The 18,495-nt window shown below is 43.8% G+C and carries 6 protein-coding genes; 5 read left to right on the top strand and 1 reads right to left on the bottom strand.

The features are described 5' to 3' along the window. The first annotated feature begins 17 nt into the window (after window positions 1-17). The 3 genes from HCJ54_RS02130 to HCJ54_RS02120 all read left to right on the top strand — a co-directional run bounded on the left by HCJ54_RS02130 (window position 18) and on the right by HCJ54_RS02120 (window position 4,776). The gene (locus HCJ54_RS02130; protein ID WP_187136455.1) at window positions 18-1,955 is read left to right on the top strand and encodes an Ig-like domain-containing protein; all 1,938 of its coding nucleotides are present in this window, start codon (window positions 18-20) and stop codon (window positions 1,953-1,955) included. Between the two features lie 64 nt (window positions 1,956-2,019). Beyond that, the gene (locus HCJ54_RS02125) at window positions 2,020-3,999 is read left to right on the top strand and encodes an Ig-like domain-containing protein (protein ID WP_187136454.1); all 1,980 of its coding nucleotides are present in this window, start codon (window positions 2,020-2,022) and stop codon (window positions 3,997-3,999) included. A 24-nt stretch (window positions 4,000-4,023) separates the two neighbouring features. Continuing rightward, complete coding sequence (locus HCJ54_RS02120; protein WP_187136453.1) at window positions 4,024-4,776, top strand: carbonic anhydrase; 753 nt, start codon at window positions 4,024-4,026, stop codon at window positions 4,774-4,776. 96 nt (window positions 4,777-4,872) lie between these two features. On the opposite strand, the gene HCJ54_RS02115 is transcribed toward HCJ54_RS02120, so the two are convergent. After that, window positions 4,873-5,634: a cyclic nucleotide-binding domain-containing protein gene (locus HCJ54_RS02115; protein WP_187136452.1), complete on the bottom strand. Its 762-nt coding sequence runs from the start codon at window positions 5,632-5,634 to the stop codon at window positions 4,873-4,875. 470 nt (window positions 5,635-6,104) lie between these two features. Here HCJ54_RS02115 and HCJ54_RS02110 point away from each other — a divergent pair, with 470 nt between their 5' ends. Together HCJ54_RS02110 and HCJ54_RS02105 are read left to right on the top strand one after the other, a co-directional pair. Beyond that, a complete protein-coding gene (locus tag HCJ54_RS02110) occupies window positions 6,105-11,972 on the top strand; it encodes an Ig-like domain-containing protein (protein WP_187136451.1) in 5,868 nt (1,955 codons plus the stop codon). A 408-nt stretch (window positions 11,973-12,380) separates the two neighbouring features. Beyond that, window positions 12,381-18,251, top strand: a complete 5,871-nt coding sequence (locus tag HCJ54_RS02105; RefSeq protein ID WP_187136450.1) for an Ig-like domain-containing protein — start codon at window positions 12,381-12,383, stop codon at window positions 18,249-18,251. Window positions 18,252-18,495: the final 244 nt, after the last annotated feature.

Here is an 18,495-nt window from a genome sequence, read left to right as displayed (position 1 = left end):
CATTAAAAAGGAGAATCATGATGAAACTAAAAACAAAAATAGCGACAGCCACACTATTAGCAGGAACGTGTATTTGTATAGTTGGAGGAACATCTTGGGGAGGCGCAGAAGCAACGATAGCCAAAGCAGCGACTATCCCGACTAATGCGAACGCAAGGGCAGTTGTAAGTGCCGATCACTATGTTCATTTCACTTCTGATTTACTTGATGGGAAAACTGAAATAGCTGGTACAAGCTATATATGGGGTGATCCATACCCGTATAAGGTCAATAAAGTACAACTTAATATTAATGACAAAGGATGGTCTAATGCGGTAGTCGCCGATTACTCAGGTAATTGGACTATAAAGGTCAACAAATTACGCACAGGGGATCGAGTAAAGGCAAGAACGACTTTTTATGATGGTGTAGTTGTAGAGAGTGAAGATGTTGTTAAAGCATTGTCAGATGCCCCGCTTATTAGAGCGGACATGAGTGAAGGTGTAAGTGTTATTGTGGGTGCAGCTGATCCAAACATGATTGTCAAGATTCGAGATTATGCAACAGATCGGGATCTAGCAATTGGTGAAGTGAAAGCAGATGCAAGGGGTATATGGACAGCCTATTTAGCAGCGCCGCTACGAGAAGGCATGACCATTTATGCCGTTGGGTATTGGCCTGGATATCCAGATGCCCCGAGACAATCTACTCTTAAGCCTGTTGGTGCCGCTGAAAACCCAACGATTACAACTAAATTGATTGATGGAGGCACAGCTCTTTCCGGAAAAGCAGCTGGAGGATCCACCATTGAACTATGGAATAGCACTACCAAGATAGGAACAACAACGGCTAATGCACTGGGAGAGTGGTCAACTACCGTTCAGCCTTTAGTGGGTGGAGATATGTTAAAAGTGAAAGCGACCTTATTTGGCAAGGTAACAGAAAGCAACCGCAACTATAGAGTAAATGTCGAACCATTAGTTGTGTCGAATAGCTTAACAACAGAAAGCACAAAAGTCAGTGGAAAAGGCACAATAGGAGCCACTGTTTCTGTCTACGTAGATGGGGCAGTGATCGGCCATGGCGTAGTAGGTAGTAACAGAGAATTTGAAGTGACCTTTCCAAAGCAAGCGGCAGGTAAGCGCGTATTGATCACCCAAACAAAGAATGGTGCATTTAGTGATCCTGTCGAACTTTTTGTGGCGCTAAAATTAGATAAACTAACGGAGATCAGTGCGATAACGACAAATAGTACCAAAGTGACGGGGAAAGGTTATCCGGGTGCGACGGTTAAAGTGAAGGCGGCTGGAAAGGATATTGGAGTGGGGGAAGTCGATGTAGATGGAAACTTCGAGGTAACCATCAAACCACAAGCCGCTGGAACAGAGCTTACAATTAATCAAACAAAAGACGGTGAGGAAAGTGACAGTGTGACAGTTACCGTTGTGAGTGCCCAATTGGCAGCACCTAGCATTACAACATTTTATGTAGGAACCACCTACCTTCGTGGCACAGCACCAACAGGAGCTGCGAAAGTAACGCTCATAATTGCAGGTAAAAACATCCGAACCGTAGATGTCGCAGCAGATGGTAGCTACCGAATTTATGCCAACGATGTAGCAGCGTTGAAACTCGCGGGAACGACATTTGAAGTCGTGGCGCAGGATGCTAATGGTAATTTTAGCGAAGCGGCGACGGGTACGGTACAAGAATTATTAGCAGCACCAGTTGTAGCCACATATCGTGCCGGTCAAGCGTACGTGACAGGAACCGTGTCTGATGAGGTGACTAAAATCAGTGTCTATGATAAGGCTGGCACACTACTCCGCAATGGCCAAGTCAATGCAGACGGTACGTTTAGAATTTATGTGAGCGGTGTAGCGGCACTGCAGATCGTTGGAGATACGTTTACAGTAAGAGCCTCTAATGAAAATGGCACTACCAGTGAAACACGAGTGACTATTGAAGCAAAATAAAAGCTAATTAGTAGATATAAAATACAATTCCTAATTTAAAAATAAAATATTAAAAAGGAGAATCATGATGAAACTAAAAACAAAAATAGCGACAGCCACACTATTAGCAGGAACGTGTATTTGTATAGTTGGAGGAACATCTTGGGGAGGCGCAGAAGCAACGATAGCCAAAGCAGCGACTATCCCGACTAATGCAAAAGTAGGAACGGTGGTTGGGGGCGGTTATCAGATTAGTACCAGTACTAGTACCAGTGCCACGTTAGGGTATAACCATTATTTAACTATTATTTCTGCCCTAAGAGACGGACAAACTAATATAACTGGGACAAGCGGGGTGTTCGGTGATCCGAATTATAATGGGATGGCTCGTATACAAGTTAATTATAACAATCAAGGATGGGTAACTGCAACGAATACAGACTACGCAGGTAATTGGATTGTTAACAATGTTACCCTACGTGCTGGCGCTAAGGTGCAAATGAAAGCAACTTTTCAGGATGGAACAGTCATAGACCGTGAAGAGGTCGTTAAACCAAAACTTAATGCCCCCATCCTTATGAAGGAGCCAGAGGAAGGCGATAGCGTTATTTCGGGTATAGCTGAACCAGGCATGCTCGTTCGGGTTCGAGATTATGTAAAACAGTGGGATTTAGGCCGAGAAGTAAAAACATCTGCAACAGGTCGATGGGTAGCGTATTTAGATGAGCCGTTACGAGAAGGAATGTACATTTATACTATTGGGCAAATGTACATGGAGTCGGATTACCAGAAACAATCCTATTTTACGAATGTTGGCGCAGCAGTAAATCCAACCATTACATCCAAATTAGCCAGTGGAAGCACGACTGTTTCTGGAAAATCAGCTGGAGGAGCTAATGTTGAACTATGGAGTGGAACTACGAAAATTGGCACGACAAAGGCTGATAGCTTAGGAGATTGGATTGCCACTGTTTCACCTTTAGAAGCAGGAGCTACATTAAAAGTGACAGCGACGTTATTCGATAAAGTGAAAGAAAGTATCGATTATACAGTAGATATCGACAAAACAGTCGACCTGAATACATTAACAACAAACAGTACGAAAGTCACCGGAAAAGGCGTAGCAGGGGCTACAGTTGTTGTAAAAGTAGAGGGAACAGAGGTCGGTCGTGGTGTAGTGGGGAGTAACGGCGCATTTGAAGTGACTATTCCAAAACAAGTCGAAGGAACGCGTGTAGAGATCACCCAAACGAAGGGGAGTGCAGTTAGTGAAGCTACAGAAATTGTCGTAGTAAAAGGACTCCAAAAAGTAACAGAGATCAGCGAGGTAACAACAAATAGTACGAAAGTGACTGGGAAAGGCCATTCAGGAGCTGCTGTTAAAGTGAAAGTGGCTGGAGTGGAGATTGGAACTGGGGAAGTAGGCACAGATGGAAACTTCGAGGTAATCATCAAACCACAAGCCGTTGGAACAGAGCTTACAATTAATCAAACAAAAGACGGCGATGAAAGTGACAGTGTGACAGTCACCGTTGTGAGTGCCCAATTGGCAGCACCCAGCATTACAACATTTTATGTAGGAACCACCTACCTTCGTGGCACAGCACCAACAGGAGCTGCGAAAGTAACGCTTAGAATTGCAGGTAAAAACATCCGAACCGTAGACGTCGCAGCAGATGGTAGCTACCGAATTTATGCCAACGATGTAGCGGCGCTGAAAATTGTGGGAACAACATTTGAAGTCGTGGCGCAGGATGCTAATGGTAAGTTTAGCGAAGTGGCGACAGGTAAGGTACAAGGATTATTAGCAGCACCAGTTGTAGCCACATATCGTGCCGGTCAAGCGTACGTGACAGGAACCGTGTCTGACGAGGTGACCAAAATCAGTGTCTATGATAAGGCTGACACACTACTCCGTAACGGTCAAGTCAATGCAGATGGTACATTTAGAATTTATGTGAGCGGTGTAGCGGCACTGCAGATCGTTGGAGATACGTTTACAGTGAGAGCTTCTGATGAAAATGGCACTACCAGTGAAACACATGTGACTATCCAGCCAAAATAATTTTAAAAAAAGGGAGCAATATTGATGAAAAAAAGGATACTACTAGGAGTATTACTCGTGATGGGCATGTCTTTATCTGGATGCAACAATAACACAGAATCAAAAACAGATAAGGAGAAAGCATCAGACGCACATGAAAGCCACTTAGATTATGCTAAACAGGCGGATTGGAAGGTAGAGGCAGGGAAATATCAGTCTCCCATTAACATTGATACAGCAAGCGTAAAACCAATGAGAGATAATGGAGATATCAGCCTAAACTACGACGATAAAGTACTCGATCAAGTAGACAATGGACACAGTATTCAGGTGAATGATGATGGCATCGCTGAAATTAATGGGCGCAAGTTTGAACTAAAGCAATTCCATTTTCATGCTAAAAGTGAGCATACGGTGGATGGCAAGTACTATCCTATTGAGGCGCATTTTGTAAATCAATCACAGGCAGGGCGTTTAGCAGTCGTAGGTGTGTTGTTCAAAGAAGGAAAGGCGAACCCAGGATTTCAAGCTGTTTTAGAGCACATAAAAAAAGGGAAGGAAAGTCCTTCCGCAGAGAGCGTCAATGTAGCAAGTATGTTACCGAGCAATAAATCGTATTATCATTACCTCGGTTCATTAACTACCCCACCGCTTACTGAAAATGTAGAATGGTATGTGATGGCAACACCGGTAGAAGTTTCAAAACAACAGATTGAAACATTTAATAAGTATTACGACGGCAACAACCGTAAAGTACAACCTTTAAATGACCGAGAGATCCTAAGCCATCAAGAATAAACAAAGCGTCTCTAAAATTAGGATAAAAACTAATTTTAGAGACGCTTTTAGTATGCATGTAAAAAGCCGTTTATCAGGCAGTAGCGAAGAAATACATTAAAAAACCAGTTCCGTAGTATCTTCGAAAAGCTCTAAATCAAGGTTAGATAAACGTTTTAACCGTGCAGGATTGATAATTGTAAACACGGGTTCTCGAATAATTATTTGTTGTTCTTCTAGGAACACAAGGATGGCGATAACGTTGTCAGAAGGCGCTCTAAGTACAGAAGTGAGCATGGATTCGGAAAAATAATCGGGGAAAACAATTTGGTTATTGATTGTTGGCAATGTAGTGAGAATCGTAAACTCTAGAAGGAGATCAGCTACTCGCTGTTTTAAAGGTGATTTCTTCTCACGGAAGTTGTGAGAGGTTAAAATGTGGCGTAAGGCTACATGTTCCAGTACCGCATGAAAAATAAGGGGGTCAGCGTACATATGATCCAGAAAGAAATCCTTATTTACTAAAAGAGCACTTCCTTCCGAGGCACCGACAACTCGATATTTCATCGAACAAGAATATTTTTTAGCATTAAGGAGGTTTTCAACGCCAGCAAACTCATCTTCTGTAATAAAAGTTTCGAATTCCCATCTTCTTTTTCTGTAAAATTCTAATTTTCCAACACCTTTTTCGATTAATATAAACTGATTATTTTTCACATAATCATACCGATGAATAATTTCGTTATTTTGAAAGGAAATTCTTTTGGTATATTCTTTTGCTAATTCTGGGGAAGTAGTTAAAAATTCACAAATTGTTAACATGGTTTCACTCCTTTGGATGAACAGCTTCAAAAACGCATCAACTTTTATTTTCTCCATCTCCTAACTTACATTCTATACCAATCATTTGCGTAAATCTGTAGACAAAAACCAACTATTTAGAGCCAGAAGTATCCGTAAGGCTAACATAATAGAGGGATTTTTGAAAGGAAAGCGTTTTCACGGATAAGTCATTTTTTTAAATGTGTATATGAAAAGTATGAAACATATTGCTGGGGCTATTCGAAATGAACGAACGAGTAAAATAATCGAAAGTAAATAGTTCGTAGTTTAAAGAATTATAGAAAGAAAGCGTTTACTAAATCAGGTCTATCGATTTACCAATATTGAAAAAAATAGGAAAATGAGAAAGCTTATTCTTTTTCTTCTTATTAAAATCGAGATTTACCAACGCTTCTCCATACTGTACACCTAACTAAGTCATCAGTAAAAAGCCACAGCTAGTCTACATATTTTTTATTCTAAATATGATATTTTGAGAGAGTATTTTAATTTGAAGGAGGAACACGATGAAAAAGTTACTACTAACTTTCTTTATTTTCTGTATATTTTTGGGGCTCGGAGCTACTAAAATACATGCAGAAGAAATCCATACGAAGAATATATTCAGTTTAGAACCGCAGAATTGGATATTTAATTCAGGTATGGATAAAGGTAAGAATCAAGATCGACAGGACTTGGGTTTTATTTTAAGCCCAGATACGGTTTTAAAAGTAAGACAGGTAAATCCAGAGTTTAAGAATAATGTTACGCTCAGGCTAATTGGTGATGCTGAGGCGATAGAGCGATCTGTTGATGTAGGTGCTGGGTGGACAACGATTAGCAGTACAGAAGCGACCGTTCCATTTGTTACCACACCATATAACGCAGCAAATCCAAAACTCGAATATGAGGTAGAAAGTAATCAGCCTCAAAAGCCATTACCCATCTATAATCATGGCGATAGTGAAAAACAATTTCTCAATACGTGGGATAAATATGATTGTGAATATGGTTTGATACAAGGTAAAGATTTTCAGTTATTTGTTCCTAAAGCTGGTAAAGAATTAGCGCGATATACTACTAACTTTCCATCTTTAGACGGGTTGATTGATTATTATGAGAAAGTTTTCGCTTTGGATAACAAAATGGCGGGGTTGGATAATTCATCGCCAACAAATCAGCTAGGAAAGAATCGTTATTTCTTGAAGGCGAGAAAAGACGGAAGTGCAGGAATTGCGGGATACTATAATACTAATTGGACCGTTCAAGTATCACCTACAGGTATTGGATGGTTCGGTAGAAATTCTTGGTTGGCCCTTCACGAGATAGCCCATGGTTATCAGACGAGCCTTGACGGGCGCGGTATGAACACTTTAGAGGTTTCTAATAACATATTTGGTGCAACATTCCAGTATCAAGAAATGGGCAAAAAGGAAGCCGATCGTGTGGGTTGGCTATTTGATGGAAATAAAGCGAAGATAGATGCAGATTTATATAATCGTTTGATCAAAAATCCAGGGACCTATGATTCTGTCGGCCTGCGTGACAAGTTAATTTTACAGATGATGCTACTACAAAAAGCAGGAACGGAGGCTTTCACAAAAATGTATCAAGGTTACCGCCTAGAAGCAAATCAACCAGGATATAGTGCAGGCTCTTATTTCATGCCGAACGAGCTCAATCGGTACTACAGTGAGTACAGCGGATATGATTTTACGCCCGTCTTAGAGCGTTGGGGATATAAGTTGCCGGTGAAACAAGTGAGCATCAACAGAGCGCGAGGTTACCGCGCAGTGGCATCTTTAGCTGATGTCGTTCCAGAAAGTCATTTGCTAGCCGCACGAGCTTTAATTGATCCGACGGCTTTAATCAATTCTAGTTTTGAAATGGTCGCCAATCAAGAAATTGCACCACTAGGGTTGAAAGGCGAATTAACCGTCCAATTAAACCCAGAGGACGCGACAAATCTAAAAGGCGCTAAAATTTTACTCAAGGATGGTAAAAAGATTGTGCAAGAACAGGTGGTTAGAGGGAAAGATGTGGCGTTTACGCATGTACCCAATGGCATATACACTGTCGAATTTTTAGGCGATGCGATGTCCTCCTACGAAGTACCACAATATTACGCCTATGTGAAGGAAGCACAAAATCAATTAACGATACCTGCTTTACCGCAAATTAAGGCGACCAATTTAATAAATCAACAAATAATGATGAAAGGGCTGGGTGATAAACAAGTCGGCTATGTTCAAACTGATGTGGCGAAGCGTCAAGTGACGGTCGCGATTACGACAACAAGCCCCCATTCTTATTTTGGAACCAGTGTTTACGTTGGTGTAAAAATCTTCAATGCAAAAGGTGATCTTGTGTACGAAAAAGAAGCTACTGGGAATAATGCTACCACTGAAACGAAAGTGTTATCATTTGAAACTGGCGACAAAATCGAAATTTACCACGCCGAACCATCTCGTTTAACTTCGACAGAACCTATTGTTTTCAATGACAAAAATAATGTGTTCACGATGACGAAATGGGGGTTAAGAAACGAACAACTAAAAAATAATCCGGAACAAGACTTAATACGCAAAATTGATGCAGAAGGACAGCGCATCACGCAAGATGAAGGATTGAAAGCCACTCCATTCATCCAGTCACCAGAGAAGAAGCACTTAGCATTAGCTATCGACCTACTCAATGAACCATTCAAAGGCGAGTATTTGGAAAAGTATTCCTCGATTTTATCTTCTATGCACTATGGCGACACCTTTGATTTTACATTCAAACGCACCGATGCCTCGCCATTTGCGACGATGCAAGTAGATCTTTTAAAGAAGCAAGCTATCGTGGACACCAAGGCAGGAAAACCAAATCCAAATTATCCAGAGAAATATGCCGCCATTTTGATTCAAAGTGAAGTAGGCATCAAGAAATATGAGCGAAATTATCATGGGACAACCACCTATGCAGCTTCGCAAAAAACAGTCGATCTTGCGGTTGGAGACTATATTACAGTTTACCATGAAGCTGGCGACAAACAGCTCGGCATCGTGAATCAAGACAGCCAAGCGAGTTTGCCAACGACTAAAGAGGTGACGTATCAAGTAACGAGCCAAGGCTTAGAGCGCGTTCCAAAAGCAGCGATCCCACCAGTGAAGCAAGCCACACCTAAAATAACAGGTACGACCTATATTGGTGGCAAAACACTAAGTGGAACGGCCACACCAGATAGCAGTGTCGAAATCCTGATCCAAAATCGCGTGATAGCAACTGTTACGGCCAATGAAGCAGGGCAATGGGAAGCCACTGTTCCTGCGTTGCTAGTCGATCAAGTTATCTATGCGAAAACTACTTTCAATGGCCAAGTGGCAGAAAGCTTACGTCAGAACGTCACACCAGAAAAACCGAGCATCACATCGATGATAAGCGCTGGCGAAACGCAACTCACAGGTACCGCTTCGCCAAGCGTCAAAGTTGGCATTGTGATCAATGGCAATACGGTAGCAACGGTTACAGCATCGGCGACAGGACAATGGACAAGCACTGTGAGCGCTCTTGTCACAGGTCAGAAAGTGCAGGCTAGGGTGGTCGCAGGTACGCAGCAAGCAGACAGCGATATATACACAATTGTACCGAAAAAACCGACCATCGCCGCTACGCTAACTACCAAAGAAGAAACAACGATTACAGGACAAGCCGTACCTGGCTCCAAAGTAGAAGTGTGGTCGCAAAATAAAAAAATAGCGACTACCGTAGCAGACCAAGCAGGACAGTCTACGGTGACTATTCCAGCATTAACAGCTGGTCAAATTATCCGTTTTCAAGCCACTTTTGGCACACAAACACAAGAAAGTGATGACTTTGTTGTGGCACCAGAAAAACCAGAAATCACCTCTCCAGTCGTAGGGAAGGCCACCACGATAACAGGAACAACTTCCCGAGGCGCAAGTGTAGCAATCCTGATCCAAGGTCAAGTTATCACAACGGTTTCAGCGAATGATAACGGAGAATGGAAAGCAACGGTTCCCTCATTAATAGGTGGGCAAACCGTGCAGGCGAAGGCGATGATGGGTGCGACGCATCAAACAAGCGATAGCTATACGGTAGCACCAGACAAACCAACGATCCAAGCGCCACTGACAGCAAAGGATACAACGATCACAGGGATCACGTCACCAGGAGCTGCAGTTAAGGTGTTCATTGAAACCCATGTCGTAGCGACCGCGACGGCTAATGAAACAGGACGATGGACCGCGAAAGTTCCCGCACTCCAAGCGGCTGAAGATGTTCAAGTGGAAGCGACCATTGCCAACCAATCACAAAAAAGCGATGTCTACACTGTCATCCAAGAAAAGCCGGTAGTGACATCTAAATTGGTAGAAGGCGAGACGCTTCTGACAGGGCTTGCGAATCCCAATGCAAAAGTAGATATATGGATTTCCAACCAATATATTGAAACCGTAGTTACAGATGCAACAGGGCGTTGGAGATCACCGGTGCCTAAACTTATGGCCAACCAGAGTATCCAAGTCAGGGGCTTTTTGGCTGGTGCCTATGTAGATAGTATTAAAAGTTTCGTAGGGCTAGATAAGTTAGCTAGAGTAAAAGCAAAATTAAATCAGGCAGCATCTCATGTCACCGTATCGGGAGAAGGCGCGAGTAAAGCAACCATCACGATTAAAGCAGGTACGTTGACGATTGGAACAGGTGTCACCGATGACCAAGGGCATTTTGAAATCACCGTTCCCGCGCAAGCCGAAGGAACCGTACTCAGTCTCACACAAACCAAGAATACACAAACGAGTCCCGTGACAGAATCGGTTGTTTATGCGAAATTAGCGAAACCAAGCGATATTAGCACCGTATCCGAACATAGTGCGAGCATTACCGGAAAAGGAGCAGCAGAAGCGACCGTTCACGTAGTAGCGAATGGTCATGAAATCGGCCACGCAAAAGTCAATGCCACCGGTCATTTCACTGTCCCAATCCCGAAACAAGCTGAAGGAACCGTATTGAGCATCACACAAGCAAAAGGTGACAATGAAAGCGACGCAGTGGAGGTCACCGTTGTGAGTGGTCGATTAGAAGCACCAACGCTAACGCCATATTATACTGGTATCGCCTACATTCGTGGCAAAGCAGCGGTAGGGTCTACGAAAGTCACCTTAAATATCGATGGCAAAAATATACGCACAGTGAACGTCAACGCGGATGGGACTTTTAGTATTTACGCCAATGATATCCCCGCGTTAAAACAAGCAGGAACTAAATTTGAGATTGTCGCACAAAATGCACACAATCAGACAAGTGAAGCAGCCGAAAGTACGGTACAAGCAGTCCAAGCGCCAGCTTTGAAACCGTATCAAGCAGGGCAGGAATTTGTCACCGGAACCGTCGCCACAGATGTTACTAAAATCGGTCTGTACGATAAAGCGGGGACGCTCCTTCGCTACGGACAAATTAATACAGACGGTACCTATCAAATTTTAGCGAAAGATAAAGCGGCACTTCAACAGGTAGGCGACGTATTCTCCGTGAAAGCATTTAATGCCATAGGTGCGGTGAGTGAAGAGACAAAAGGCATTGTGACAGCCCCACCAGTGATGTTAGCCCCACCAACGATTGCCGATTATTACGCAGCGAGCACCTATATTCGAGGCAAGGCACCAACAGGAGCTACCAGCATCACGCTCGCGATTAACGGCAAAAACATTCGAAACGGGGCGATTGCGGCAGACGGTAGTTACAGTATTTATGCCGGCGATATCGCACTGCTCAAAGAAAAAGGAACAACATTTAGTGTTACCGCGCGAGATGCCAACAATCAAGCGAGCAAAGAAGCAACGAGTACGGTCCTTGGCATCCTGCCACCAGTTGTTGCGCCATATCAGGCAGATCAAACTTATATCACAGGAATTGTCGAAAAAGGAGCCACGAAAATTGGCCTCTATGACAAAGATAATAAGTTGATCCGTTATGGTCAAATCAATCCAGATGGCACCTTCAAGATTTATGCGAAAGACACGAACATTTTCCAAACTGTTGGAACGACGTTTATTGTCAAGGCGATAGATGCGAAGGGGAGTGTGAGTAGCGCAGCTCTGGGGAATGTCGTTGCACACCTGCCAGGTCCGTTATCGATCACAAACTATCAAGTAGGAGCAGCGTATGTAAAAGGCAAAGCCCCAGAAGGCACAAAGAGTATTGCTATTCTGATAGATGGAAAAAGCATCCGAACAGGTAGTGTTGCCCTTGATGGTAACTATAGTATCTATGTCAGCGGTGTGGAAGACTTGAAACTAATAGGAACCGTCTTCCATGTAGTTGCCTATGATATGAATAAGGAACCAATCAGAATAAGCACGAGTGAAGTCAAAGCACCAGTGGCTGTCAAGTAAGTAGAAATGCGATATAAATCACTGAAAGAGCGGTCATAAAAAGCATCGATCTATAACAGGTTTTCTATCTAGAGGTAGAGAAACAAGTTATAGGTCGATGTTTTATTGTGGCTTTCTCAAATCTTGTGGAATGGCATCCTCAAAATCAGTAGAAGTAGCTAGCCCTTATTTCGAAAATATAGAAGGAAAGCGTTTGCTGAAACAGGTCTATCGATTTAGCAATATTGAAAAAAATAGGAAAACAAAGCAATTTTTTCTGATCGTTTTCATTGGAAGATAGTTATACCAACGCTTTTGGGCGTTATATGTTTCCAAAAAACATTAGTAAATAGCCACAGGGAGTCTACATATTTTTCCGCTTAAATATGATATCTTGAGAGAGTATTTTATTACACAAGGAGGAAAACCATGAAGAAGCTACTACTAACTTTTTTTATCGCATGTCTATTTTTAGGGTTCGGAGCGACTAAAATACATGCGGAAGAAATCCATACAAAAGAGATGTTCAGTATACCACCGCAGAATTGGATATTTAATTCGGGCATGAGTAGAGGGAAGTATCATGACCGGCAGGACCTAGGCTTTATTTTAAGCCCCAACACGGTTCTCAAAGTAAGACAAGTAAATCCAGAGTTTAAGGGGAATGTCACTATCAGACTACTTTCCGATTCGGATACTACACAGAGCGTTGCTTATGCGGGACCGGAATGGAAAACGGTTAGCAGTACAGAAGCAACAGTTCCATTTGCCACGACACCATATGACACAGTGAATCCGAAGCTCGAGTATGAAGTCGAAAGTAAGGAACCTCAAAAACCATTACCTATTTATAATTATGGTGACAGCGAAAAACAATTTTTCAACACGTGGGATAAATACGATTGTGAATATGGTTTAATAAAAGGTAAAGATTTTCAGCTGTTTTTGCCGAAAGCTGGTAAGAACCTAGCGCGATATACAACAAGTTTTCCATCTTTAGACGGGGTGATTGATTATTATGAGAAAGTGTTCGTTTCTTATAATAAAACAGCAGGATTCGATAATTCGTCTCCTACCAATAAACCAGGAACGAATCGCTTTTTCTTGAAGGCGAACAAAACCGGACCATCAACTGCGGCGGCCTATTATGGTAGCGACTGGACCGCCTATGTCTCTGCAACCGGTAGTGGATGGATTGGGAAGACATGGGGTCCGATTCACGAAATAGGTCATGGCTATCAATCCGGTTTGGATGGACGCGGTATGTATACGGGAGAAGTATTTAATAATATATTTGCGACATTATTCCAGTATCAAGATATTGGCAAGAAAGAAGCCGATATTACGGGTTGGTTATTCAATGGCAACAAAGTGAAGACAGATGCCGACCTCTATAAAAGCATGGTCAAAAATCCAGGAACGTATGAAACTGCCAGCAGACGTGAACAAGCACTGTTACAATTGTCGATGCTACAAAAAGCAGGTTTTGAGGCATTCACCAAAATGTATCAAGGCTATCGTTTAGAAACAAATAATGGGTTTCAAGCGGGTTCTTATTTCTTACCGAATGAACTCAATCGGTACTACAGCGAATACAGTGGATACGATTTCACACCAGTCCTTGAACGCTGGGGATACAAGATGCCAGCGAAACAGGTAAGTATCAACAGATCACGAGGCTATCAGGCAGTGGCGTCGTTGGCCGATGTTGTTCCAGAAAGCCATTTGCTAGCCGCACGTGCTTTAATCGATCCGAAAACGGTATTCAATTCGAGTTTTGAAATGGTAACGAATCAAGAAATCGCGTCATTAGGCTTGAACGGCGCGTTAACCGTCAAATTAAATGAAGCCGACGTGGCGCATCTAAAAGGCACTAAAATTTTACTCAAAGATGGCAAAAAAGTTGTCCAAGAACAAATGATCAAAGGGCAAGACGTGGCGTTTCAACACGTACCTAACGGCATCTATACCGTTGAATTTTTAGGAAATGCGATGGGTGCTTATGAAATACCACAATATTATGCATATGTGAAGGAAGCACAAAATGAATTAACGATACCAGCCTTACAACAAATTGCGCCAACAAGCCTAGCCATTCAAAGAATAATATTTAAAGGGCTAAGTGATAAAGAAATCGGCTATCTGCAACCTGATGTAGCGAAGCATCAAGTAACAGTCGCCATTACAACATCCAGCCCGCATTCTTATTTTGGAAGCAGTGTTTATGTTGGTGTAAAAATCTTCAACGCAAAAGGTGATCTCGTCTACGAAAAAGAAGCTACTGGATCCAATGCTATAGCAGAAACGAAAGTGCTACCATTTGAACCGGGCGATAAAGTGGAGATCTACCACGCGGAACCATCTCGTTTAACCTCGAAAGAGCCGATTGTGGTAAATAACAAAAATAACGTGCTCCTCATGACGAAGTGGGGATTGAGAAATGAACAGTTAAAAAATGACCCAGAACAAGACTTGATTCGCAAAATTGATGCAGAAGGAAAACGGATCACGGAGAATGAAGGATTGAAAGCCACCCCATTTATCCAGTCCCCAGAAAAGAAAAACTTAGAACTGGCGATCGATTTACTCAGTGAACCATTTAAGGGCGAATATTTGGAAAAATATGCGCCGATCCTATCTTCCGCCTTGCACTATGGCGACACCTTCGATTTTACATTCAAGCGTACCGATGTGACACCATTTGCGACAATGCAAGTAGATCTTTCAAAAAAACAAGCGACCATAGATACCGAAGCAGGCAAACCAAATCTAAGCTCAGCAGAAAAATATGCCGCCATTTTGATTCAAAGTGACACCGGCATCAAGAAATATGAGCAAAATTATCATGGAACAACGAACTATACGGAATCTCAAAAAACAGTGAACTTAGTAATGGGCGACTACATTACGGTTTATCATGCAGCAGGGGATAAGCAGTTACGCATTGTTAATCAAGACAGTCAAGCCGCGCTATCAACCACCAATAAAGCGGTAACCTACCAAGTAACGAGGGAAGGCTTGCAGTGCGTACCACAAGCAGACGTCCCTTCCCAGAAACAAGCAGAACCAACCATTACAGCGAAGACGACTATTGGTGACAAAACACTCAGCGGCACAGCCACCCCAGGCATGAGTGTCGAGGTAGTGATCCAAAACCGCGTGGTCGCTACGGCTACGGCGAATGAAGTCGGCCAATGGGAAACCACTGTGCCGGCGTTGCTAGTCGATCAAGTCGTCTATGCGAAAACGACTTTGGACGGCCAAGTGGCAGAAAGTACGCATCACACGGTGACACCAGAAAAACCAAGCCTCACATCAGTGTTAGGCGCTGGCGAAACGAAAGTCACCGGCACCGCGTCCCCAGGCGTCAAGGTTGGCATCACGATCAATGGTAGTACCGTATCGACGGTCACGGCATCTGCGACGGGCGAATGGACAGGCACCGTCAGTGCCCTCATCGCCGGTCAAAAACTACAGGCCAAGGTAGTGGCAGGGAATCAACAAGTCGAAAGCGATAGCTACACCATTGTACCGAAAAAACCAAGCATCACCTCGACGCTAACTACCAAAGAAGCAACGACGATCACCGGTCAAGCCGTACCCGGCGCTAAAGTAGAAATAGCGACGCAAAATAAAACCATCGTGAGTGGGGTGGCCAATCCAGCAGGACAGGTGACCATAACGATCCCAGCCTTGACAGCTGGCCAAACCATCCGCCTGCAGGCCACATTTGGCACACAAACACAAACCAGTGAGGACTTTGTCGTGGCACCAGAAAAACCAACCATCACGTCTCCTGTCGTAGGAAAAGCAACGAAGCTAACCGGGACTACCTCCCCAGGAGCTGTCGTAGCGATGCTTGTTCAAGGCAACGTGGTGGCGACAGGTGCAGCCAATGATAAGGGCGAATGGACAGCGACCGTCCCCGCTTTAATAGGCGGACAAACCGTGCAGGTCAAGGCGACGATGGATGCGACGGATCAAGTCAGCGATAGCTATACAGTCGCACCCGATAAACCAATCATCCAAGCGCCCCTCACAGCGAAGGATACGACCATCAAAGGAACGACCTCACCAAAAGCCACCGTCCAAGTATCCATTGAAAATACCTTGGTAGACACGGTAAGTGCGGATGATGCAGGCCAATGGACGGCAACCGTCCCAGCACTAACGGCAAGCGATGAGGTGCAGGCAGAAGCCAGCCTCGCGAATCAATCGCAAAAAAGCGATGTCTACAAGGTCATTCAAGAGAAACCGACGGTCACATCGAAGTTGGTGGAAGGCGAAACACAAATGGCCGGATTAGCAGATCCTAATTCTAAGGTGGATGTATGGATTCAGGGGAAGAACGTTGCGAGTGGCTTGACAGATGCCACTGGACATTGGAAAGCCACCGTACCAACGCTTGTTTCGAACCAGAACGTGCAACCTAGATCCTATATTGCTGGCGCCTATGTAGACGCGGTCAAAGTGCAAGTAGGCTTAGATAATTTGGCTAAAGTCAAAGCCCAATTGCATACGGCAACATCCCATGTCACCGTATCGGGAGAAGGCGCGAGTAAAGCAACCATCACGATTAAAGCAGGTACATTGACGATTGGAACAGGTGTCACTGATGACCAAGGGCATTTTGAAATCACCGTTCCCGCGCAAGCCGAAGGAACCGTACTCAGTCTCACACAAACCAAGAATACACAAACGAGTCCCGTGACAGAATCGGTTGTCTATGTGAAATTAGCGAAGCCAAGCGATATTAGCACCGTGTCCGAAAACAGTACACGCATTACCGGAAAAGGCGTGGCAGAAGCCACCGTTCGCGTGGAAGCCAAAGGGGAAGAAATCGGCCATGCCGACGTAAACACCAATGGTCAGTTCACGGTGGTCATTCCTAAACAAGCCGAAGGAACGACCTTAAGCATCACCCAAGCCAAAGGCGAGAATGAAAGCGACGCGGTGGAGGTCACCGTTGTGAGTGGCCACATAGAGCCCCCAACAGTGACGCCATATTATGCCGGTGTTGCCTATATTCGCGGTAAAGCACCTATAGGCGCTTTGAAGGTCACCCTAAAAATTGATGGTAAAAATGTACGCGTAGCGAATGTCAACGCCGATGGCAGCTTTAGTATTTACGCCAATGACATCCCCGCGTTAAAAGAAGTAGGAACCGAGTTTGAGATTGTCGCACAAGATGCGACGGATCATTGGAGCGAAGCCGCCAAAGGGACCGTTCAGAAAGTGCAGGCACCAACGTTAAAATCATACCAAGTAGGGCAAGAATTTGTCACCGGAACCGTCGCCACAGATGTTACTAAAATCGGTCTGTACGATAAAGCGGGGACGCTCCTTCGCTACGGACAAATTAATACAGACGGTACCTATCAAATTTTAGCGAAAGATAAAGCGGCACTTCAACAGGCAGGCGATGCGTTTTCCGTGAAAGCATTTAATGCCATAGGTGCGGTGAGTGAAGAGACAAAAGGCATTGTGACAGCCCCACCAGCGACATTAGCCCCACCAACGATTGCCGATTATTACGCAGCGAGCACTTATATTCGAGGCAAAGCACCAACAGGAGCTACCAGCATCACGCTCGCGATTAACGGCAAAAACATTCGAAACGGGGCGATTGCGGCAGACGGTAGTTACAGTATTTATGCCGGCGATATCGCACTGCTCAAAGAAAAAGGAACACCATTTAGTGTTACCGCACGAGATGCCAACAATCAAGCGAGCAAAGAAGTGACGAGTACGGTCCTTGGCATCCTGCCACCAGTTGTTGCCCCGTATCAGGCAGATCAAACTTATATCACAGGAATTGTCGAAAAAGGAGCCACGAAAATCGGCCTCTATGACAAAGATAATAAGTTGATCCGTTATGGTCAAATCAATCCAAACGGCACCTTCAAGATTTATGCGAAAGATACCAATCTTCTCCAAACTGTCGGTACAACATTTATCGTCAAGTCGATAGACGCACAGGGAAGTGTCAGTATCGGAGCGCAAGGAAAAGTCAGCGCCACCATACCAACAGATCCCCTTACGATCACGAACTATCAAGTAGGAGCGGCGTATATAAAAGGTAAAGCCCCAGAAGGCTCTACTAGTATTGCCATCCTGATAGACGGAAAAAGTATCCGAACAGGTAGTGTTGCCCCAGACGGGAACTACAGTATCTACGTCAGCGGTGTGGAAGAGTTGAAACAAGTAGGAACTGTCTTCCATGTGGTCGCTTACGATACCAATAAACAACCTATTAGAATAAGCACAAGCGAAGTCAAAGCACCAGTGGTCCTTAAGTAAGTGCAAATTTAATCTACGCTCACTAAAAAGAGCAGCAATGGTCGTAATATAAAAGCATCGCCCTATATCAGGTTTTCTATCTAGAGAAACAAGTTATAGGGTGATGCTTTTTTTGCTTCCCAAATCTTGCGGGACTGCACCTTCGCGATTTATCCATAAAGTTAGTAGAAGTAGCTATCCTTTATTTCAAAAATATAGAAAGAAAACGTTTGCTCAAACAGGTCTATCGATTTATAAATATTGA

The organism is Listeria grandensis, assembly GCF_014322885.1.
Taxonomy (GTDB): Bacteria; Bacillota; Bacilli; order Lactobacillales; family Listeriaceae; genus Listeria_A; species Listeria_A grandensis.
Note: the sequence above shows the minus strand (reverse complement) of the source record. Positions and strands in the feature narration are given on the sequence as shown.